A 21,161-nucleotide genomic window follows, 5' to 3' on the forward strand; every position below is an offset into this window, starting at 1 on the left:
TCACAGCCCTCTGCCTCAGACCCTAGGGCGTCAGTCGAAGCGGATCTGCGAGTTCAGCTGGCGCGCCCTAGGCTGAGCGCAGACCCCAGGGGGCCTCACACAGAACCGAGGGATACTCGCCATGGCCACGATTCTGCTCGTGCATGGAGCGATCGCTGACGGCTCGTCCTGGAGCAAGGTCATTCCGCTCCTCCAGGACGCCGGGCACCACACCATCGCTGTCCAGCAGCCCCTGTCCTCGATTCCCGACGACGTCGCCAAGGTCCGGGGAGTCCTGGAGGAACTGGAGGGCCCGGTGGTGGTCGTCGGCCACTCCTTCGGCGGGCTGGTCATCACCCAGGCCGCACACGCCGCCGCCAACGTGAGCGCCCTGGTCTACGTCGCGGCCTTCGCGCCCGACGAGGGCGAGACCGCGGCCAAGCTCGGCGAGCCGTACGGGCAACTGCCCTCGGCCTCGCACTTCCACCTGGACAAGCTCGGCCGACTCACGCTCCCGCAGGACGTCTTCCCGACGTACTTCTGCCCGGACGTGGATCCGGTGGAGGCCCGCGTCATGGCCGCCGTGCAGGGGCCCAGCGACGCGGCCCGGTTCGAGTTCGTCTCCGGCCCACCGGCCTGGCGTGAGCACCCGACGTACTTCGTGGTCGCGGAGAACGACCAGATCATCCCGCCCGACCTGGAGCGCTTCGAAGCCGAACGCATGGGCGCTACCACCACCACGGTGGCGGGAGCCAGCCACTGCGTGATGGTCTCGCACCCCCGCGAAGTCGCGGAGGTCATCCTCACCGCCGCGGCAACCCACGCGGCGGCCTGAACCGGAGGCATCCGGCGGTGAGGGGAACTCGGAGTACGGCCCGGATCTTGGGAGGGCAGCCGAGTGGCAGCGTCAGTTCCTCTGCTCTGGCGAGAGCACGGTGAGTGGTGCGGGGTTGCGGCTGGTCCAGTGGTGGCGGTGGTGGCGAACATAGTCGCCGTTGATGTAGTGCCACGGGTGCCGTTCGAGTGCGGCTAGCGGACGGTCCGCCACGGTGTCGACGACCGTGAGCTCGTCGGTCAAGACGTACGCTCCGGTGTCGAAGAGGACGTGGCAGTTCGGACAGAGACACAGCAAGTTCTCCGTGAGGTCGGGGCCGCCGTGCTCTCTGGCCCGGATATGAGCTGCTTCGCTGTAGCGGTGGCGGGGCGAGGGCAGGAGCAGGGTGGTGGCACATATCTGGCAGGAGTCCTGGTACCACCGCTTGAGCTTGCGGACGGCGTTCTCGCTGTTCTGCGAACGACTCCCATCGGTGTCTTCGTGGCGAGGCCGCCGTTCGGGGGTGTCGGCGTCGTTTGAGGGGACAGGGGGAGCTTGGTCTTCCGACATCGGCAGGCCGCGAAAGGCGTCGTCCACGTCCTTGATGATCTGATCCACCGTGTCGCGGTCCATGGCGACAAGACAGCAGGTGTCGCGAACGGCGCGACGGGCCAGTGACCATGCCGCCTCGACGTGGGCGCTGTGGACGGCGGAGCGTTCGGCTGCGGCGAGTGCGCCGGCTATGCGTGAGACGTGGTCGCTGACTCGGAGGAAGAAGCCGCTGTGTTCCTCGGGCAGAGCCGTGTTCCAGTTGTGCTCGGCATGGCGGATCACGTCCCACATCTTGCCTGCGGCAGGCGTGTAGGGCAGGCACGGCCGGGTGTGAAAGGCCCAGCGGTACGCCGTTGCCAGGTCGTGCTTCCACCTGGCCGACGGGGCCGTCTCCCGAGGGGCGGGCCTGCTGCGCTGGACGAAGTGCAGTGCGCGGGACCAGGTGGCGGCGTCCGTGGACAGGAAGCCGCGCCACGCTTGAAGCGTGGGCGTCCACAGGGCGCCGACATGCGGGGGAGCGGCTGTCCCAGCGGTTCGGTAGCGTCTGGAGCCTCGGGTGGGGATGAAGTGCCTACCGTCCCACGCCGTGCGCGTATGGAGTTCCAGGAGGGGACTCTTCCAGGAACTGCCGGGCCCCGTCGCGAACGGCGAGCCGGTCAGGAGAAGCGCGGAGGTGCCCGTACCGGCGTTTTCCGCACGGCGGGTGAGATGAACTGCCGCACTGTACATCTTGCCGTTCGTCACGTTGTGATGGGTCGTCAGTGGAGCGAGCTCTCCGAGGTAGCGGCGCAGGACATCGACGATCCGCGACGGGGCAGACGCCTCGTCGTGTACGTGGCACATCCAGACGGTCAGCGGGGCACTCGGCCAGGAGGCGATCGAGACGGCGGGGGAGACGGCTGTGGACCACCAGCTGACAGCTCCCGCGTAGAGGTCTGTCGGGTTCAGCCCTGCCGAGGCCGCTCCGGCTGCCGCCATCTCCCCGAGGGGCCCTCGCAGAATGACGTCGTCGTCCAAGGCGCTTCCTTGTCGTCGTGCGGAGAGGTCGGGTGGGCTTGATCTTGCCTGATGCCTCTGACATCGGCCGAAGGAGGCGGTGCCGCGATGAGGCGCGGCCACCTACGCGATGAGGCGCGGCCGCCTAGACGATGCCGAGCGCAGACCTGAGGAGATCCGCGCACGGGCAGCGACAGGCGCGGGGGCGCCTGAGCGACGCATATCGTCGGCCTATCGAAAAGCGGATACGCACCGGCAACACAGGGCCGACTTGGCTGACGTCATGTCCTCCCGCGAACCAGCACCCCTGTCCCACCCTGTGACGCTGACCGTCGCGCCGATCGGCGACGCCGAGCACCTGGCCTTCGTGCGGGCACGGCGGTCGGTGAACTTCGCGCAGACCCCGGCGTGGGGGCGGGTGAAGACAGAGTGGCGCAGCGAGTCGCTCGGATGGTTCGACGGCGGGCGGCTTGTGGGTGCGGGGCTTGTTCTGCACCGGCCGGTGCCCGGCCTGTCACGGTTCACGCTCGCGTATGTGCCATGGGGTCCTGACATCGACTGGTCCGGGGACATCGATGCGTGGCTCGACCCGCTGACGGCACATCTCAAGGCCCGTGGCGCGTTCGCGATCCGGCTCTGTCCGCCGGTGCGGACACACACCTGGGATGCGGCGCGGGTCAAGGACGGCGTGGCCGATCAGGCGGTGCGGCGGCTCATCAGACTCCCCGGCGGGCACGTCGATCCGACCGGTGCCGAGGTGAGCCGGCGGCTCCGGGCGGGCGGCTGGCTGCCGCAGAGCCCTGAGGACGGGTTCGGAGCCGGGCAGCCGCAGTTCACGTACGAGGTGCCGCTGGCGGGAAGGTCCGAGGACGACGTCCTGAAGGCCATGAACCAGCAGTGGCGCCGCAACATCAAGAAGGCCGCGAAGGCGGGAGTCGAGGTCACGGTCGGTGCCGCGTCGGACCTCGCGGCGTTCCATGAGCTCTACGTGCACACCGCCGCGCGCGACGGATTCACGCCGCGGCCGCTGACGTACTTCGAGACGATGTTCGCGGAGCTGAGCGCCGAGGATCCCGGGCGGATCGCGCTCTATCTGGCGCGCCACGAGGGCGAGTTGGTGGCCGCCACGACGCTGGTGCGGGTCGGCGCGCATGCCTGGTACGCGTACGGCGCCTCCTCGACGGCCAGACGTGAGGTGCGTGGCTCCAACGCGTGCCAGTGGGCGATGATCCGTGACGCCCTGGCGGCGGGCTGTGACGTGTACGACCTGCGGGGCATCACGCCGACGCTCGACGCGGACGATCCGCAGGTGGGCCTGATCCGGTTCAAGGCCGGCACCGGGGGGCGGGCGGTGCGGTACGTCGGGGAGTGGGATCTGCCGCTGCGACCGCTGGTCTACCGCGCCTTCGACCTGTACATGCGTCGGCGCGGGCGCTGAGCCCGCGCCGGGCGCTTACCCGAGTGCGGCGGCCACCTCGTCGAGGCGGGCGCCGCGCGACGCCTTGACGAGGACGACGTCGCCGCCGGTGAGGCTCTCGCGCAGCCAGGTGACGGCCGCCTGGTTGTCGGTGAATGTGATCGCCCGCTCCCTCGCGCCGTTGGCGATGGGACGGGCGGCTGTGCCGACGACGGCCACCAGGTCGGCGCGCGCGGCCGCGTACTCGCCCACCGCTCGGTGTGCGGCCTCGCTGTCGGCGCCCAGTTCGAGCATCGCGCCGAGTACGGCGATACGGCGGCGGCCCGCGATCGCGGCGAGCGTGTCCAGGGCGGCTCGGGTGGAGTCCGGGTTGGCGTTGTAGGAGTCGTTGAGCAGGGTCGCGCCACAGGCCAGGGTGCGTGGCTCCAGACGCCACTTGGACAGCGAGACGGTGCTGAGCGCTACCGCCGAGGTGATCAGGGGGATGCCCGCCGCGAGTCCCGCCGTGGCGGCGGCCGCCGCGTTGAGTGCCTGGTGGGCGCCCACGAGCGGCAGCGCGACACGGGCCGAGGCGCCGGAGGCGCGCAGCGTGAAGGCCGCCCGGCCCAGGCGGTCGAGGACCAGGTCCTGGACCCGCACGTCGGCGTGTGCGGCGCGGCCGAAGGTCAGGACCGGCCCTTCGGTCAGCGCGCGCATCGCGACGACGCGGGGGTCGTCGGCGTTGAGGACGGCGGTGCCGCCGGGTGCGAGGCCGCGCACGAGTTCGCCCTTGGTCCGTGCGATGGCCGCGCGCGAGCCGAACTCCCCGATGTGGGCCTGGCCGACGTTGAGCACGACCGCGATGTCGGGTGCGACCAGGCCGGTGAGGTGGGCTATGTCGCCGAGGTGGCGGGCGCCCATTTCGAGGGCGAGGAAACGGGTGTGCGCGTCGGCGCGCAGCATGGTCAGGGGCACGCCGAGTTCGTTGTTGTACGAACCGTGTGTGGCGACGGTCGGCCCCGCGCCCGAAAGGACGACGTTCAGCAGGTCCTTGGTGCTGGTCTTGCCCTGCGAGCCCGTCACCGCGACGACGGTGAGGCGTTCGCGCAGCCGGGCCACGGCGTGGGCGGCGAGTGTCCGCAGCGCGGCCGGTACGTCGTCGACGACGACGGTGGGCAGTGGTGTCGGCCGTGAACCGAGCACGGCGGTCGCACGGGTGTGGCCGGCGTAGTCGTGGCCGTCGACGCGCTCACCGACCATGGCGACGAAGAGACCGCCCGGTTCGCCGTGCCGGCTGTCGAGTACGGCCGGGGCCCTGACGGTGACGGTCGCGTCCCCCGTGACCCGGCCGCCGACGAGCGCGGCGATCTCGGCGAGGGAGAGGGGGTGCGGGGCGCGGGACGGCTGGCGCTGAGTCATGGCTCCAGTGAAGGCGGCGGGGTGTTGCCGGCGCGTATGCGGTTCTCGATACGTCGGCGAAAGGTGGTGGGCTCTGGCGGAGGTGTTCGCTTTCGCCGTTCGGCGTCCGGAGACGCCGAGGCTCCGGCCGGACCGGCGGAGCCTCGGCGTCTTCATCCCAGACTCACCTGTGTGATGGGAAAGTCGAAATAGGTGTCCGGGTAGGGCTCGTCCGTGAGCGTGTAATGCCACCATTCGCATGCGTAGGAGCTGAATCCGCTGGTCTCCATGAGGGCGCGAAGACACCTGCGGTTGTCCGCCGCGGCACGCGAGATTCCTTCCGCTCCGTGGTGCGAGATCGAGTCCATCAGGTCGTGCTCGCCGCCCATGTCGGCGAGGTCGCCGCTTGCCAGGTGGTACAGCGTCAGGTCGACGGTACTGCCGCGGCTGTGGCCCGACTTGGCGGCCACGTATCCGTTCTCGAACATCTCGGGCCGGTCGATATGGGGGTAGTGGCGGCGCTTGGTGCGGCCGTCCTCCGGCTGCTCCGACCAGCGCAGGAAAGAGTCCACGGCACGTTGCGGGCGGTAGCCGTCCCAGAGGAGGAGGCCGAATCCGTGCGAGGCCGCCTCTTCTCGCGCGCTCTGCAATGCCGCACACAGGGCCCGAGTGCCGACGATGCGATTGGCCAGGTAGCCGCTGACCGGTTTCCCGGTGAAGTTGTCCCAGGTGGCGTACTTGGCGTCCCAGCGGACCCCGGGGATGAACTCGTCTATGAAGACGAAGTCGTTACGCATCGGCCTGCTCCGTCGGAGTCAGGCGCCGGGCGAGGGCCCCGGTCACCAGGCGGTCGATCACTTCGGTCAGCGGGACCCCGGCGGCGGCCATCATCCTCGGGTATCGGCTGTACGAGGTCATGCCGGGGAACGTGTTGACCTCGTTGAGGACGACCTGTCCGTCGTCCCTGAGGAACAGGTCCACGCGGGCGAGTCCGCTGCAGCCCAGGGCGCGGTAGACGGCCTTCGCCACTTCCTGGACGCGTGCCCGTGACGCAGCCGGAATGTCGGCGGGGACGATCGGTGTCGCATTGTCGGAGCCAGTCTCGGGTTCGTCCTCTTGGTGAATCCGGAAGAACCCGTGAGACAGGGCGATGCGGTCTACTTCTCCCGCGGTCAGGTCCGTTCCGCCGCCCAGGATGGCGCATCCCACCTCGCTGCCGACGACCGCCTCCTCGATCAGGACTTTCGTGTCGTACCGCCGGGCGACGTCCAGCGCGGCCGGCAGTTCGTCCGCGTTCGCCACCTTGCTGACCCCGAAGGACGATCCCGAGCGAGCCGGCTTCACGAAGACGGGATAGGCGAGCCGGTCGGCGTCGATGTCCTCGCCCGCCGCGACCGTCCAGAAATTCGGTGTGGCGATTCCGGCGTCGGCGGCGACGACATAGGCGAGGGACTTGTCCATGCCCAGCGCGGAACTCTGGACGCCGCAGCCCACGTACGGGATGCCGGACAGCTCGAGCAGGCCCTGGACCGCGCCGTCCTCCCCGAGCTTGCCGTGCAGGACGGGCACCACGACATCCAGGCCGATCGTCTCGTACTTCCCCTGATCGAGCTGCCCCTGATCGAGTTGCCCCTGATCAAGGACGAGCAGTCCGCGCACGCCGCGGTCCGGGGACAGCACGGCACGCCGGTACGCGCCGCTCTCCCAGTCCGTGGCGGGGCCCTCGCAGAGTCTCCAGGCGCCGTCGCGCGTGATCCCGATGAAGTGCGGCTCGTAGGTGTCCGGGTCGAGGTTTCGCGCGATCTCCTGCGCGGACTTGACGGAGACGGGGTGTTCCTCCGAGGAGCCTCCGAAGAGGATCCCGACCTGAAGCTTGGCCTTAGGCATGATGATTTCCGCTTTCGAATTCCAGGCAGTTGGTGATCGAGTTCTCGACCGTTTCGCTCAGGGCGCGGTCCGTGTAATACGCGGTGTGCGGACTGATGAACGCGTTGGGCAGCTCCTGCAGCCGCAGCAGTGGCTTGCTGTCGATGGGCGCGTTCCTTCGGTCGGTGTAGAACACGCCTTCCTCGCCCTCGACGACGTCGAGGGCGACACCGCCAAGGCGCCCGTCCTCCAGCGCCGCGACCAGCGCGGTGGTGTCGATGAGGGCACCGCGCCCGGTGTTGACCACGAACGCGCCGAGTTTCATCCGCTGGATGCGTTCACGGTCGAGGAGGTGGTGCGTCCCGGCGTTGAGCGGCGCGTGGAGCGTGACGACGTCGCTCGACCTCAGCAACGCATCGAGCGACACCTCGTCGCCGGGGTCACCGGATTCACCGGGTTCAGCGGCACGATTTCCGTACGCCAGTATCCGGCACCCGAAGACGCCGAGCCTTTCCATGACGGCCGTGCCGATGCGTCCCGTTCCGACCACGCCGACGGTCAGGTCGCGCAGATCCGTCCCTCGTACGTCGTGCAGCCGGTAGTCGTACACATCCGCACGGCGGACAGTGGACTTGGCGTGACGCACCGCCATCAGCAGCATCATCACCGTGTAGTCGGCGACACTGTCGGGGGAATAGCAGACGTTGCCGACGGAAATGCCGACGCGGCCCGCATAATCCACGTCGATGTGGTCGTACCCGATGCTTCTCGTGGAGATGTAGGAGACGCCGACTCGGCTCAGCGCGCGCATGGTCGCCGGGGTGATCCGGGTCTTGTGCCCGACGCTGATGCACCGGTTTCCGGACGCCAGGTGGACGTTTTCCTCCGACACCGCGGATTCTGTGATGGTCGGCGTCACTCCGAATCGGGGTGCCAACTCCCGGAAGCGTGCGGCTTCGTCCCGCCCGCATCCGAAAGCGGTGATTCCCACTGGTCCGCTGTAGGTCATGCGTCCATTCAAGGAAACGGGGCGTTGCCGAGGCGTATGGAGTTCTCGATATGCTGCCGATACGTTGTCGGTTCGCTGTGCCGGCCCGCCCCGCGTAGTCGGCGGGGCGCTTATCAAGACTGCGGGGACGTGCGCGCGGGCAGTTCCACCGTGATGCGCAGGCCGCCGGTGTCGCGCGGGGTGAGGGTGAGGGTGCCGTCGTGTGCGCGAGTGATGGTGGTGACGATGGCCAAGCCGAGGCCGACGCCACTCTGGTCGGCGTGGATGCGCTCGGTACCCCTCTGGAATGGTTCGGTGAGTGTCGAGACCAGGTGTGGAGTCAGTTTCTCGCCGGTGTTTTCGACCGTGAGCATCACGGTGCCGGGGTAGGCGCTGGTAGTGACCCACACCCTGCCCTCTTCCGGCAGATTGTGGACGACCGCGTTGTGCACGAGGTTCATGGTCAGTTGCAGGAGGAGCGCTGGCGATCCGCTCGTGTGGGTGATGTCGCCGCGGGTCTCGATCGTGACGCCGTTCTTTTCCGCGAGGGGGAGCAGCGTCTCGGTGGCTTCTTCCGCCATGAGGGACAGGTCGACCTGTTCTCGGGTGAAGGATCGCTGGTCGGCTCGGCTGAGCAAGAGCAACGCTTCAGTGAGGTCGATCGCTCGGGTATTGACAGCTTGGAGGCGGTCGAGGACTTCGCCGATGTCGTGTGCTGGATCGGTGCGGGCCACCTCGACAAGTGACTTTGAGATGGCCAGCGGGGTGCGCAGTTCGTGCGAGGCGTTCGCCGCGAATCTCTGCTGCGCGGCGACGTGTGCTTCAAGCCGTGCGAGCATCGCGTCGAAAGCGTCGGCGAGTTCACGGAACTCGTCCTGGCGGCCCGGCATCTGGATACGGTGCGAGAGCGATCCCGCAGCGGCCGTGCGGGTGGCTTTGGTGATACGAGCCAGGGGAGCGAGCATACGACCGGCGAGGAACCATCCTCCCAGGAGACCGAATACGAGGAGGAACACCATGACCGCGGCTGCCGTTGGCGCGAAACCCTGCACGAAGTCGACTACCGGGTTTCTTCTCCATGCCCCCTGTTCGTTGGTTTGCAGCCACCCCTGTTGCACGAGGAACACTCCTGCGGCGGCGAGCGCCAAGGCACCGGCGAGCATGAGGAATCCGGCGTAGCTGAGGGTGAGCTTGAGACGGACGCTCAGTCCAGACGCTCTATCCATGGTTCTGTCCCCCGTCTCCGGCCCGCTGCTGTGCGTCGATTCGGTAGCCGACGCCGGGGGCCGTGGTGATGATCCACGGCTCACCGAGACGCTTGCGCAGTGCTGAGACGGTGATCCGGACGGCATTGGTGAACGGATCGGCGTTCTCGTCCCACGCGCGCTCCAGAAGTTCCTCGGCGCTGACGACACCGCCCTCGGCGGCGATGAGGACCTCGAGTACGGCGAACTGCTTGCGCGTCAGCGCGACGTAGCGGCCGTCCCGGTAGACCTCGCGTCGGAACGGATCGAGGCGCAGCCCCGCGATCTCACGGACCGGAGGCCGACTGTGGGCACGCCTGCGGTCGAGCGCTCGGAGCCTGAGGACGAGTTCCTGCAGTTCGAACGGTTTCGTGAGGTAGTCGTCGGCACCGAGCTCGAAGCCGGATGCCTTGTCGTCGAGGCGGTCGGCCGCGGTCAGCATGAGGATCGGCATGCCGCTGCCCGAGTCGACGATGTGTGTGGCGATCTCGTCACCAGAAGGGCCGGGGATATCACGGTCGAGGACGGCGATGTCGTAGCTGTTGATGCTCAGCAGTTCCAGGGCGGTGTCGCCGTCGCCCGCGAGGTCGGCCGCGATCGCTGCCAGACGCAGGCCATCGCGAATGGCTTCTGCCATATAGGGTTCGTCCTCGACGATCAACACCCGCATGCTCTCGATGGTACGAGCGGGCACGTATCGTCCGCGTATCAAAAACCGGATGCCCACCGTCCGCGTATCAACAACCGGATGCGCGCCGACAACACCGTGCCACCGTCTATCAGCGCATCGCCGCCCTGCGCGACTTGCGACGGCGGCGCCCGCTGCGCTTCGAGCCGCGCACCGCCACCGCGATGTGGACGAGGACCTTGCGCCCCGTCCTGCGGTTGCCGCTCCTGATCGAGTCATCCCCACGCCTGGGCCGACATCGCCGGGTCGCGGAGCGGACCGTGTCGTGGCTGTTCGGGTGCCGACGCCTTCACTGCCGATACGTCGAGAAGTGGTCGCACCGCCCGAGCCGCGAGGTTAGGCTCTCGCCGGGATCATCCACCACCGAAGCAGGTGCCGGGACACGGGGGACGTACGGTTGATGGCCGATGTGAGGGTCGAGACGGTCGCGCTCGACGCAGCCGGGAACAGGCAGATCGCCAGCAGGACGCGGGCGACGTCGTCCCTGGGTGAACGTGCCCCCGAGATCGAGGAGGCGATCGTCCAGGCCTCCGCCATCGCCCAGCAGTCCCTGGCGCAGGTCCCCGAGCGCGACGGCTGGCGGGTCACCAGCATGGACGTCACCTTCGGTCTGACCCTCGCGGCCGAAGCCGGGGTCATCCTGTCCAAGGCGTCGGCGGAGGCCTCGTTCGAGGTCACCCTCACCGTGGAGCGCACCCCGGGGAACCCGTGACGGGCACGGGCTACTGGGTCGACCTTTACCAGGCCGAGCAGCACCTGGGCGGTGGCTTCCTGCTCACCCGCCGGTTCGTGCTCACCGCACTGCACTGCCTGCGCGGCCTGGCCGTCGACGAGAGCGTCGGCATCCAACTGGCCGACGGTGAGCGGGTCCAGGGCCGAGTCTGCCGCCAGGACAAGGAAGCCGACCTGGCCCTCGTCGAGATCGGTGCCGGGCACCAGGTCGCCCTGCCGATCCCCGCGGCCGACGTCGCCCGCGACGGCGACCGCTGGCGCGGCCCCTACCGGCCCGCCGCGCACGAAGCGCACCTCAGCGGGCGGGTGAGCGCGGGCGCCGCGCCACACCTGTGTGTCGGCGGCGCGACCATCGAAGCGCTTCAGCTCACGGCGGACCAGCATCTCGGTGACTACTCCGGCTATTCGGGCGGGCCGGTGGAGGGCGTGGGGGAAGGCGGCACACAGCCGCCCGTGGTCGTCGGCATCCTGATCGAGCAGGCCCCCGACCGTGCCGCCGAGGCCCGCGCCGCCAACGTGCTCTTCGCCGCCACCATCAAGGAAGCGATACGCCGCTTCGACCACCTCGACGTCGTCCACCTCATCGACGTACTCAGGCCGCCGGGCCCCGACGGCGCCCCTTCCGGCCCCGGCCACGATCGTCCGGGCCCGGACCGCGATTCATCCGCCCCGCACGGCGGGACACCCGCCCGATTCATCGGCACGGAGGCCCTGTTGCTCCAGCTCGACGCGTGGGCGCAGCGTAGTCTCATCGATCCGTCCCAGATCGCCGAGCTGAAATTCATGGCTGTGAAGGCGCTCATCGAAGGCCAGGAGAGCGGGGGCGGCGCATGAACGAGGCGGTCTGGCAGGACGCCGTCTACTACGCCACGCTCGCCGTGCAGGGCGACAGCACCGCCACCGCCTCGGCCCTGCACGCCGTCGAACGCCTGCGCACCGACGAGCACGTACTGCGCCATCCGGCCCTCAGCCACGACCTGGCCCTCCTCACGGCCCTCCTTGACAGCATCGGCCAGCAGGCCGCGTCCGGAGCCCTCCTCCAGCACGTGGTGTCCCGACTGGCGTGGGACACCGACGGACTGAACATCGACACCGCCTCGCGCAACCACCTGGCCGTGACGCTGGCGGACCGCGGATATCTGGCCGCCGCCGCGACCGTGCTGTCCTCCGCCCTCCAGTTCGACCCGGACGACGGCGCCTCGGCCGCGCCCACGCTGGCCAACCTCGCGGCGCTCAAGATGCGGCTCAGAGACCTAGCGGGGGCCGAGCGCACGGCCACCCTGGCACGGGAGCGGCTGGCCGGGGCCGACCACTCAGAGGAACAGCCGGACGTCCACCTCCTTGTGCTCGCCGTCCTGACGCAGACGGCGCGACGACAGGGCCGCCACGACGACGCGGACCGGCTGCTCGGCGACCTCGAACGCGCTGTCCGGCATCTCGTGGCCCTGCGGGGCGGCGAGCATCCGCAGTCCCTGTCGGCGCTGGTCGCGCTGGCCACCGCCGAGAGCGAGTCCGCGCGGGCCGCCGGGGACCGCGAGCGGACGCAGCGCGCCGCGCACGTCCTGGCCGTGGCGTCACAGAAGGCCGCGGCGACGATGGGAGCCCACCATCCGCAGTCGGTCGCCGCGCTGCTCAGCCTCGCCGCGGTGGAAGGCGAAACGGCTCAAGAAGCGCGGGACGAGCGTGGGATCGACCAGGCCAGAGCCCTGCTCGCGGAGGCCGCGCGGCGATGGGGCGTCATGCGGCGGGGAACGGATCACGCTCCCCGGGCGGCCGTTCCGGTACCCCAGCCCCCGAGGTTCCGGGAAGCTGAGCTCCGACGACCGGCACCCGAGCCCCCGAGGTCCCAGGAAGCCGAGCTCCGGCGACCGGCGTCCGAGCCGCCGAGGCGTCGGGTCCCCGAGGTGCGCCGACAGCCACCGCGGTCCCTCACGGCCAGGCCCGTCGTCACGGTCAGGGCATCAGACCATGGCGACGAGGGCGCGTCGGAGCTGCGTTTCGGCGTGCTCGGTCCCGTGCGGGCGTGGCGCGGTGCCGAGCCCCTGCCCATGGGTTCGCCGCAGCAACGGGCTCTGCTCGCCGCCCTGTTGCTGCGCGGTGGCCGCACCGCCACGGCTGCCGAGTTGATCGACGCGGTGTGGGGCGAGGACCCCCCGTCGCAGGCGCTGGCAGCCCTGCGTACGTACGCCTCCCGGCTCCGCAAGGTGCTCGCTCCAGGAATGCTGGCCAGCGAGTCCGGAGGGTACGCGCTGCACATCGGGGCCGGATCCGTCGACCTGACGGTCGCGCAGCGCCTGGTGGCGGATGCGGAGAGACTCCGTTCGGTCGGCGAACGGGCGCAGGCGCGTGACATGTTCAACAAGGCCCTCGCAGTGTGGGACGGAGAGTCCCTGGCAGGCGTGCCGGGCCCCCATGCCGAAAAGAAGCGCGTCACCCTGGAGGAGTGGCGGCTTCACATCATTGAGACGCGACTGGACGTGGACCTGGAACTCGGCCTCCATGAGGAGGCGGTTTCGGCGCTCACCGCGCTCACCGCGGCCTATCCCCTGCGCGAGCGCCTGCGCGAGCTGCTCATGTTCGCCCTGTACCGAAGCGGTCGCCGAGCCGAGGCCTTGGCCGTGTACGCGGACACCCGGCGCCTGCTCGCCGACGAACTCGGAGTGGTCCCGGGCGCGGGCCTGTACGACCTGCAGCAGCGGATTCTCGCCGCCGACCCGAGCCTTGAGGACGTGGCCGGGCCGCGCCGCGAAACGAGAGCCAGTGTCGTGCGGCCCCAGCAACTGCCCGCGACGACCCCCGACTTCACGGGCCGCGCCGGCCTCCTGCGTGAACTCGGTGAACGCCTTGCCGACTCCCCGGGACCCGTCCTGGCGATCTCCGCCTTGGCGGGAATCGGGGGCGTCGGCAAGACCACCCTCGCCGTACACGTGGCCCACCAGGCGCGCCAGGGGTTCCCCGACGGGCAGTTGTACGTCGACCTGCAAGGAACCGGTGCCCGGCCGACGGAGCCCGAGACGGTCCTCGGGGCCTTCCTGCGCGCCCTGGGCACGGAGGACTCGGTGATCCCCGACTCGCTCGAGGAGCGCTCGGCACTGTACCGCTCGGTCCTGAACGGCCGCCGGGTCCTTGTGCTCCTGGACAACGCCCGCGACGCCGCACAGGTGAGGCCGCTCCTCCCCAGCACCGAGGGCTGCGCCACGATCGTCACCAGCCGCGTCCGCATGGTGGACCTGACCGGGGCCCATCTTGTGGACCTCGACGTGATGAGCCCGGACGAGGCCCTGCAGCTGTTCACCAAGATCGTGGGGGGTGAACGCGTCCGCACCGAACGCAGCGCCGCCCTCGACGTGGTCGCGGCCTGTGGGTTCCTTCCGCTGGCGATCCGGATCGCGGCCTCGCGCCTGGCGGCCCGCCGTACCTGGACCGTGTCCGTCCTCGCCGCGAAACTCTCCGACGAGCGCCGCCGCCTCGACGAACTGCAGGCCGGGGACCTCGCGGTCAAGGCGACCTTCGGGATGGGGTACGGGCAGCTGGATCCGGCGCAGGCACGCGCCTTCCGCCTCGTCGGCCTCGCCGACGGACCGGACATCTCGCTCGCCGCGGCCGCCGCCATGCTCGACCAGTCGCACGAGGACAGCGAGGAGATCCTCGAATCGCTCGTCGACACCGGCTTCCTGGAGGCGGCGGCACCGGGCCGCTACCGCTACCACGACCTCACCCGGTTGTACGCCCGCGCCTGCGCGGAACGGGACGAGGAATCCCCAAGTGAGCGCCGGGCGGCACTGACCCGCCTCCTGGACTTCTACCTGGCCACCGCGACCGGGGTGTACGCCGTCGAGCATCCAGGTGACCGAAGCGTGGAACATCTGGAACCCATCCGGTATCCCGGCGTCGAGTTCTCGTACCTGGACGACGCGCGGCGCTGGCTGGCGTCCGAGGCGCAGTGCATCCTGGCCTGCGCCCGCCAGCTCGCTCACGGCTCCGAACTGCGCAGGTCGATCGATCTGCTGTGGAGTGTGAAGGACATCGTGGGATCCGGGAACTTCCTCAGGTACCAGGACACGGCGACCGTGGCGCAGCGTGCCGCACGCGAGGCCCGCGACGCCCAAGCGGAGGGGCGTGCCTGTGCCGCGCTCACCGCGGTGCACCTGACGGCGGGGAACCTCCGGGAGGCCGACGCGGAGGCCCAGCGCGCGCTGGCGCTCGCCGTGGCGATCGACGACCCGGTGACCAGCGCCTGGGTGCCTTACGACCGCGGCGTCATCGCGCTCCAAGAGCGCCGCCACACGGAGGCGGACCGCTGCCTTCGGGAGGCCATGTCCCGCTTCCGCGAGGACGACAACCCCTTCGGCCTGGCCAGCGCCCTGTGTCAGCTCTCCCACGTCGAGGCGAGCCTGGGCAACGTCCGCAGCGCGGTCGCGCTCGCCGAGGAGGCCATCGAACGGCTCGGCTCCGAGGCCGACACCCTCGCCCTCGCTGAATCGCGGTACGCGCTGGGGCTCGCGCTGTCCGCCGCCGGGCAGATCCCTGAAGCACTGGAACAGCTGGACCAAGCGCTCGCCATCTACCAGGAGTGCACGCAAGCACTAGGGGAGGGCATGGCCCGCTACCGGCGCGCCGAGATACACCTAGGCTCGGGCCACCCCGCCCAGGCGGCCGCGGAAGCCGAACAGGCACTCGCGGTACTGGGGCGGGTGGGAGGCGCCCGACGCAAGGCCGATGTCCTCGTCGTGCTGGGCGACGCCATGGACGAGCGCGGCGAGTCGGCACGCGCCCGCACGTGCTGGGCCGAGGCCCTGGCGGTGTACGAGCACGTCTCCGGAAAGGAGGGACGCGAACTGAGGGACGGCCTGAACGCACGGTTGAGCGGCCGGGGCACGGGCAGGGAGGCGGGGCGCCTGACGAGGAGGTGATCCGCTGTGCGAGCCGCGTCCGGGCCGGTTCGGCCCCATCTTCGCCGAACCGACGGTCTCGCCCTCCTCCACGGCGACCACCGTGCGCCCCGACAGCGACAGTTCTCAAGGAGCGCTTCGAGGAACGTCTGTGGAATACAGGGGCGCGTTGATTCACCCGCCCGGACGGCACTGCCAGCACCTGAACTGGACCGTTGCCGTGAGCGAGTGGGCTCGTTGGATCAGTCGAGCATCCGGTGGGCCGGTCGCGTCAGACGGCGGTGGGGCCAAGGCCGGTGAGGGACGACGGGCGGGCGAGGACCATGACAGACACGTCGTTGTACGGCGGCAGCCGGACGCGCACGGCCGCTCCCGGGGTGGACGGCGAGGAGCTCCTGCGCCGCGGCGTGGCGCTCGTCGAGCCTCCGCTGCGGGCGGCCATCGACCGGCTGCACCCGTCCACGGCCACGGTCTGCCGCTACCACCTGGGGTGGGACTCCGGGGAGTCGCCCACGTCGGTGCGGCACGTGGCCAAGCGGGTGCGCGCGGCGCTCGCGCTGCTCTCGGCGCGCTCCGTCGGGGCGCCGGAGCGGTACGCCGCCGTCGCCGGTACGGCCGTGGAACTCGTACACCAGCTCTCCCTGTTGCACGACGACATCATGGACGGTGACGCCGAGCGACGCGGCAGGCCCGCAGCGTGGGCCCGGTTCGGCACCGGCGCCGCGGTGCTCGCCGGTGACGCCCTCGTCGTCCAGGCCGTCGCCACCGTCTTCCGCGCGCAGGCTCCCGGCGCCCGCGCCGCCATGGAGGAGGTCATCGTCACGGTGGAGCGGATGGTGGATGGCCAGGCGGAGGACCTCGACCTGGAGCGGCGCGCGCTGCGGGAGGTGTCCGCGAGCAGGTACGCGGGCATGGCGCGCGGCAAGACCGGGGCGCTCTTCGGCTGCGCGGCGGCCCTGGGAGCCGTGCTCGCGGACGCGCCGCCGCCGGTGGTGCGGGCCCTGCGCGGAGCGGGCAGCGACCTCGGCGTGGCCTTCCAGATCCTGGACGACGTGCTCGGCCTGTGGGGCGACAGCGCGGTCACCGGAAAGCCCGTCGGCGCGGACCTGGTCCGCGGCAAGAAGACGCTGCCGCTGGTCCTCGCCGCGACGGTGGACTCCGCCGACGGCCACAGGGTCGCGGAACTCCTCGACTCCGTACCGCTGCCACCGGCCCGCGTCCCCGAGGTCATGCGCCACCTGGAGGCCCTGGGCGGCCGGGAGCGTGCCGAGGCGGCGGCCGCCCGCCATGTGGCGTCGGCCCTCGCCGCGCTCGATGAGGCGGAGCTGCCCGGTGCCGTGCGGCAGGAGTGGAGTTCCCTCGTCGACTGCCTGTCCCGCCGCAGGCGCTGAGGTCCACCGCCCCGTCACGTGCCAGGCGCCGCCGTACGCCCTGGTCCGCCCCCCAGCAGGAGGAGATCCCCGTGCCGACCGCCCCGTACGCCCTGCGCGTACGCGACGTGCACAAGGCCTACCGCTCGCGCCGCGTCCTGAGAGGGGTCACCTTCAGCCTTGAACCGGGCACCCTGGCGGGCGTCGTGGGTGAGAACGGCTCGGGCAAGAGCACGCTGCTGCGCGTCCTGTGCGGGCAGCTCGCCGCCGACGCGGGCCAGGTGGAGCGCCGCGGCTCGCTCGGCTACTGCCCGCAGGACGCGGTGCTCAACGAGGCGCTCACCGTCGACCAGCACCTGCGCTGGTTCCGCACGGCGTACCGCCTGGACGGGCCGGGCCGCGCCGAGGAACTCCTGGACGAGCTGCACTTCACCGAGTACCGGCACACCCGCGTGGGCCTCCTCAGCGGAGGCACCCGGCAGAAGCTGAACCTGGCCCTCGCGCTCCTGCACGACCCCCAAGTGCTGCTGCTCGACGAGCCGTACCAGGGCTTCGACTGGGAGACGTACCTGCGGTTCTGGGACGTGGCGACCCGGCTGCGCGACCGGGGCCGCTGCGTCCTCGTCGTCTCGCACCTGGCCTGGGACGCCGGGCGCCTGGACGTCGTGCACCGGCTGCGCGAGGGCGTGGCCACGCCCTGGAGCGGGGAGGGCCGTCCGGCCGACGCGCGAGGGGCGGCGCGGTGAGCAGGACATGGGAGACCTTCCGCACGGGTGCCGGGTTTGCGCTGCTCGAACACGCCCGCAACCGGCTCGCCCTCGTGCTCGTCGTCGGCTACATCCCGCTCTGGCTGACCCTGGAGCACTGGTTCGTCACCCCCGACCGGCTGCGCTTCCTGCTGCGCGCCGCCGAGCGGACCGTGACCGTCAACGGCAACCACCTGACGATGGTGTCGGGGGCCATCAACACGGTGACGCTCATCGTCGGCTTCATGATGTTCATGACGACCTTCAAGGCCCTCGCCTTCGACCGCAGGCTCGCGCTCGCCGGATACCCCCGCTCCTGTCTGCTGCTGAGCAAGGTCGTCGCGATGGCGGTCGCCTCCGCCCTCATCTCGGCGTACGCCACCGCCGTGGTCTGCTGGTACTGGGACCCGGTGCGGCCCGCGCTCCTCGCGCTCGGCCTGTTCACGGCCGCCGTGAGCTACGGCGGCATCGGCATCCTGCTCGGCGCGTTCCTGCGCAACGAACTCGCCGGTCTCTTCGTCATCATCATGGCCAGCCTGCTCGACACCATGCTCCAGAACCCCATGAGCAATGCGGGAGCCGAGAAGGACGGGCTCCAACTCCTGCCCGGGTACGGCCCCACCCAGGTCGCGGTCGCCGCGAGCTTCACGCCCACCGTCACCCCGTACGGGCACCTGCTGCTCGGCCCCGCCTGGTTCGTCGCCATGTGGCTGCTCGGCACGGCCGCGTTCTTCGCCCGGACCCGCGACCATCTGCCCCCGCCCTCCGTCCCGCTGCCGACAGGGAGAACCGCGTGAACCGCCACGACATCCGCCTCTTGGGCACCTGGCGCGCGCCGCTCGCGCCGGACACCGTGTACGCGAAACTCGCCGACGTGGAGGCCTACCCCACGTGGTGGCCCGCGTTCCGCTCTGTGCGGCAGACCGGCGAGCGGGAGTGCGAGGTGGTGATCAGGTCCGCGCTCCCTTACGTACTGAGGGTCACGTTGACGCCGGTGCTGGAGGACCCCGCCGAGCACGTCCTGGAGGCGGCGCTCGACGGCGACATCTCGGGCACCGTCCGCTGGGCCGTGGCCCCCGACGGGCACCACGGCTGCGTCGCCACGCTCACCCAGCACGTGACCGTCCGCAAGGCCGCGCTTCGGCGCTGGATGCCGCTGGCGCGCCCGGCCTTCCGCGCCAACCACGCGCTGGCCCTGCGGGGCGGCCAGCGGGGTCTGACGGCGATGGGGTGAAGGCCCGAAGGCCCTGGCTCGCGGCGCTCCTCCACCCACCATCGAAGGAGAGGATGCTCCCCTTCACCAGTAGGTGCGTCATGAGTCTCACCGCCATGCCGGGCACGCTGCGGGCCCTTGGTGGCGGGGGTTGAAATGAGGGTGTGGGGATAGGGAAGCCGCGGGTCTACAACACGCTGTTGGTAAGCGGGCGTTGTTCATGCCGGATGCCGACATGTTGATGGCGGCCTAATGGCCTGCGTGCTGATGTCGCCGGACTCGGCGCCCCACTAGCGGAGCTAGGACGCGCCTGGAGGACGGCGCGGGAGGCCGCCCACAGTGCTCGCCGCTTGGTGCTCACCGCCCTCGTAGACGTCACAGCCGTAAACATTGTGAGAGGGGGAAGGGAACTCTCCGTTCTATGCGCGGAATTCAAGCTCGAATCGAATGTGCGCTGAGCCTTCAGTTGGATTTCGCCAAGGCCCCCTCGCGTGCGGGCTCTACTAGATACGCTGCCGCTTGAGCCGCCAGGGCCCGGGTGTTGACCCCGCCTCAAGGCGATTCGTAAACTCGAATACGATTCGAGTTTTACTCGCCTGTCGTTCGGAGACGCATCCATGAACGTCCGTGCACACATCGAGGCCGTCTATGAAGAGGTCCGTCGGCGCGACCCTGGGGAAACGGAGTTCCACCAGGCGGCTCTCGAGGTCCTCGACTCGCTGGCGCCCGCGCTCGAACGGCACCCCGAATACGCGGAGACCGGAATCCTGGACAGGCTGTGCGAGCCCGAGCGGCAGCTGGTCTTCCGGGTGCCCTGGGTCGACGACAGCGGCGCCGTGCGCGTCAACCGGGGGTTCCGCGTGGAGTTCAACAGCGCCCTCGGCCCGTACAAGGGAGGCTTGCGGTTCCACCCGAGCGTCAACCTCGGCATCGTGAAGTTCCTGGGGTTCGAGCAGATCTTCAAGAACGCGCTCACCGGGATGGCGATCGGCGGCGGGAAAGGCGGGGCGGACTTCGACCCCAAGGGCCGCTCGGACGGCGAGATCATGCGGTTCTGTCAGTCGTTCATGACCGAGCTCCACCGCCACCTGGGCGAGCACACCGACGTGCCGGCCGGCGACATCGGCGTGGGCGGCCGGGAGATCGGCTACCTCTTCGGCCAGTACAAGCGGATCACCAACCGCTACGAGTCGGGCGTCCTGACCGGCAAGCCGGTCGGCTGGGGCGGCTCCCACGCCCGCACCGAGGCCACCGGCTACGGCGCGGTGTACTTCGCCCAGGAGATGCTCGCCACCCGGGGCGGCGCCTTCGACGGGCGGCGTGTGGTGGTCTCCGGCTCCGGGAACGTGGCGGTGTACGCCGCGGAGAAGGCGCACGCCCTGGGCGGCCGCGTGGTGGCGTGCAGCGACTCCTCCGGATACCTCGTCGACGAGGACGGCCTCGACCTGGAGCTCCTGAAGGACATCAAGGAGGTGCGCCGCGCCCGGATCTCCGCGTACGCGGAGGCCAAGCCGTCCGCGCGCTTCTCCGCCCGCGGCACCGTCTACGACGTCCCGTGCGACATCGCCCTGCCGTGCGCCACGCAGAACGAACTGCGCCGCGAGGACGCCGTCGCCCTGGTCAAGAACGGGGTCCGCGCCGTCGCCGAGGGCGCGAACATGCCCTGCACGCCCGAGGCGGTGACGGTGTTCCGCGAGGCCGGGGTCCTGTTCGGCCCCGGCAAGGCCGCCAACGCGGGCGGCGTGGCCACCTCCGCCCTGGAGATGCAGCAGAACGCCGCCCGTGACACCTGGACCTTCGAGCAGACCGAGTCCCGGCTCGCCGCGGTCATGCGCGACGTCCACACCCAGTGCCGCGCCACCGCCGAGAGTTACGGCGCGGGCCCCGACGACTATGTGCTCGGTGCCAATGTGGCGGGCTTCTTGAGGGTCGCGGAAGCGATGACGGCGCAGGGCGTCATCTGACGTCGTAGGGGCCCACGCCCCACTCCGCCCTGCCCGGCTCCGTCGGCTGGCCCCTGCCCGGGGCCGCCGGGGGTTCCGCCGCCTCCGCCCTGCGTGACGACAGATGTGTCCCGTTGCCCGGACAAAGGCACTGGTCGAATGCTGGTCGCGTGTTGATCGAATGCCGATCGACGCCGATCGAATGCGGGGCTGGTGCGGGATGAGCACTGGGTGCGCGTTAAACGGGTGTGACGTGAGTGGTTTCGAGTAAGGGATACGGGGGCCGAGCCCCGCCAGGGGGCCGACTGGCGAGGCGGATGGGGGCTTTCGGAGTGGTGGATTCC

At 70.2% G+C, this 21,161-nt stretch carries 17 protein-coding genes and 1 pseudogene; 11 read left to right on the top strand and 7 right to left on the bottom strand.

Annotated elements, in window-relative coordinates:
• Positions 1 to 121 precede the first annotated feature (121 nt).
• Positions 122 to 814 carry an alpha/beta fold hydrolase gene (locus AC07A4_RS17655; RefSeq protein ID WP_478599173.1) on the top strand — a complete coding sequence of 231 codons (693 nt, stop codon included), beginning with the start codon at positions 122 to 124 and terminating at the stop codon, positions 812 to 814.
• Between the two features lie 72 nt (positions 815 to 886).
• Here the strand turns inward: AC07A4_RS17655 and AC07A4_RS17660 are convergent, their stop codons facing one another.
• Positions 887 to 2,362 carry an HNH endonuclease gene (locus AC07A4_RS17660; RefSeq protein WP_478599175.1) on the bottom strand — a complete coding sequence of 492 codons (1,476 nt, stop codon included), beginning with the start codon at positions 2,360 to 2,362 and terminating at the stop codon, positions 887 to 889.
• 262 nt (positions 2,363 to 2,624) lie between these two features.
• Here AC07A4_RS17660 and AC07A4_RS17665 point away from each other — a divergent pair, with 262 nt between their 5' ends.
• Positions 2,625 to 3,779, top strand: coding sequence for a lipid II:glycine glycyltransferase FemX (locus tag AC07A4_RS17665; protein WP_478599177.1), 1,155 nt, complete (start codon positions 2,625 to 2,627; stop codon positions 3,777 to 3,779).
• A 15-nt stretch (positions 3,780 to 3,794) separates the two neighbouring features.
• Here the strand turns inward: AC07A4_RS17665 and AC07A4_RS17670 are convergent, their stop codons facing one another.
• The 6 genes from AC07A4_RS17670 to AC07A4_RS17695 all read right to left on the bottom strand — a co-directional run bounded on the left by AC07A4_RS17670 (position 3,795) and on the right by AC07A4_RS17695 (position 9,903).
• On the bottom strand, positions 3,795 to 5,156 hold the full coding sequence (locus AC07A4_RS17670; protein ID WP_478599179.1) for a UDP-N-acetylmuramoyl-tripeptide--D-alanyl-D-alanine ligase: 1,362 nt from the start codon (positions 5,154 to 5,156) through the stop codon (positions 3,795 to 3,797).
• Between the two features lie 152 nt (positions 5,157 to 5,308).
• A complete protein-coding gene (gene vanX, locus AC07A4_RS17675; protein ID WP_478599181.1) occupies positions 5,309 to 5,932 on the bottom strand; it encodes a D-Ala-D-Ala dipeptidase VanX in 624 nt (207 codons plus the stop codon).
• Positions 5,925 to 7,022: a D-alanine--(R)-lactate ligase gene (vanA, locus tag AC07A4_RS17680; RefSeq protein WP_478599184.1), complete on the bottom strand. Its 1,098-nt coding sequence runs from the start codon at positions 7,020 to 7,022 to the stop codon at positions 5,925 to 5,927. The genes vanX and vanA overlap by 8 nt, the downstream gene beginning before the upstream one ends.
• Positions 7,015 to 8,010 (bottom strand): D-isomer specific 2-hydroxyacid dehydrogenase family protein, encoded by a 996-nt coding sequence (locus tag AC07A4_RS17685; RefSeq protein WP_478599186.1) that lies wholly within the window; start codon positions 8,008 to 8,010, stop codon positions 7,015 to 7,017. Before AC07A4_RS17685 ends, vanA begins: the two co-directional genes overlap by 8 nt.
• Positions 8,011 to 8,123: 113 nt before the next feature.
• A complete protein-coding gene (locus AC07A4_RS17690) occupies positions 8,124 to 9,215 on the bottom strand; it encodes a sensor histidine kinase (RefSeq protein ID WP_478599188.1) in 1,092 nt (363 codons plus the stop codon).
• Positions 9,208 to 9,903: a response regulator transcription factor gene (locus tag AC07A4_RS17695; protein ID WP_478599191.1), complete on the bottom strand. Its 696-nt coding sequence runs from the start codon at positions 9,901 to 9,903 to the stop codon at positions 9,208 to 9,210. The genes AC07A4_RS17690 and AC07A4_RS17695 overlap by 8 nt, the downstream gene beginning before the upstream one ends.
• Before the next feature lie 227 nt (positions 9,904 to 10,130).
• On the opposite strand from AC07A4_RS17695, the pseudogene AC07A4_RS17700 reads away from it, so the two are divergent.
• The 9 genes and pseudogenes from AC07A4_RS17700 to gdhA all read left to right on the top strand — a co-directional run.
• Positions 10,131 to 10,322 (top strand): annotated as a pseudogene (locus AC07A4_RS17700) (hypothetical protein); the annotation flags it as partial.
• Positions 10,322 to 10,633 (top strand): CU044_2847 family protein, encoded by a 312-nt coding sequence (locus AC07A4_RS17705; protein WP_478599194.1) that lies wholly within the window; start codon positions 10,322 to 10,324, stop codon positions 10,631 to 10,633. The pseudogene AC07A4_RS17700 and the gene AC07A4_RS17705, both read left to right, overlap by 1 nt.
• Complete coding sequence (locus tag AC07A4_RS17710; protein ID WP_478599196.1) at positions 10,630 to 11,487, top strand: trypsin-like peptidase domain-containing protein; 858 nt, start codon at positions 10,630 to 10,632, stop codon at positions 11,485 to 11,487. The genes AC07A4_RS17705 and AC07A4_RS17710 overlap by 4 nt, the downstream gene beginning before the upstream one ends.
• A gap of 1,070 nt (positions 11,488 to 12,557) precedes the next feature.
• Positions 12,558 to 15,566 carry an SARP-family global regulator AfsR gene (gene afsR, locus AC07A4_RS17715; protein WP_478599925.1) on the top strand — a complete coding sequence of 1,003 codons (3,009 nt, stop codon included), beginning with the start codon at positions 12,558 to 12,560 and terminating at the stop codon, positions 15,564 to 15,566.
• Positions 15,567 to 15,868: 302 nt separating this feature from the next.
• Positions 15,869 to 16,936, top strand: coding sequence for a polyprenyl synthetase family protein (locus AC07A4_RS17720; RefSeq protein ID WP_478599198.1), 1,068 nt, complete (start codon positions 15,869 to 15,871; stop codon positions 16,934 to 16,936).
• Positions 16,937 to 17,007: 71 nt separating this feature from the next.
• Positions 17,008 to 17,661 (top strand): ABC transporter ATP-binding protein, encoded by a 654-nt coding sequence (locus tag AC07A4_RS17725; RefSeq protein ID WP_478599200.1) that lies wholly within the window; start codon positions 17,008 to 17,010, stop codon positions 17,659 to 17,661.
• On the top strand, positions 17,658 to 18,458 hold the full coding sequence (locus AC07A4_RS17730) for an ABC transporter permease (RefSeq protein WP_478599202.1): 801 nt from the start codon (positions 17,658 to 17,660) through the stop codon (positions 18,456 to 18,458). Before AC07A4_RS17725 ends, AC07A4_RS17730 begins: the two co-directional genes overlap by 4 nt.
• Entirely contained in the window at positions 18,455 to 18,895 is a 441-nt protein-coding gene (locus AC07A4_RS17735; protein WP_478599205.1) for an SRPBCC family protein, read from the top strand. The genes AC07A4_RS17730 and AC07A4_RS17735 overlap by 4 nt, the downstream gene beginning before the upstream one ends.
• Before the next feature lie 596 nt (positions 18,896 to 19,491).
• Positions 19,492 to 20,838: an NADP-specific glutamate dehydrogenase gene (gene gdhA / locus AC07A4_RS17740; protein ID WP_478599208.1), complete on the top strand. Its 1,347-nt coding sequence runs from the start codon at positions 19,492 to 19,494 to the stop codon at positions 20,836 to 20,838.
• Positions 20,839 to 21,161: the final 323 nt, after the last annotated feature.

Source organism: Streptomyces sp. NPDC043996 (assembly GCF_056435225.1).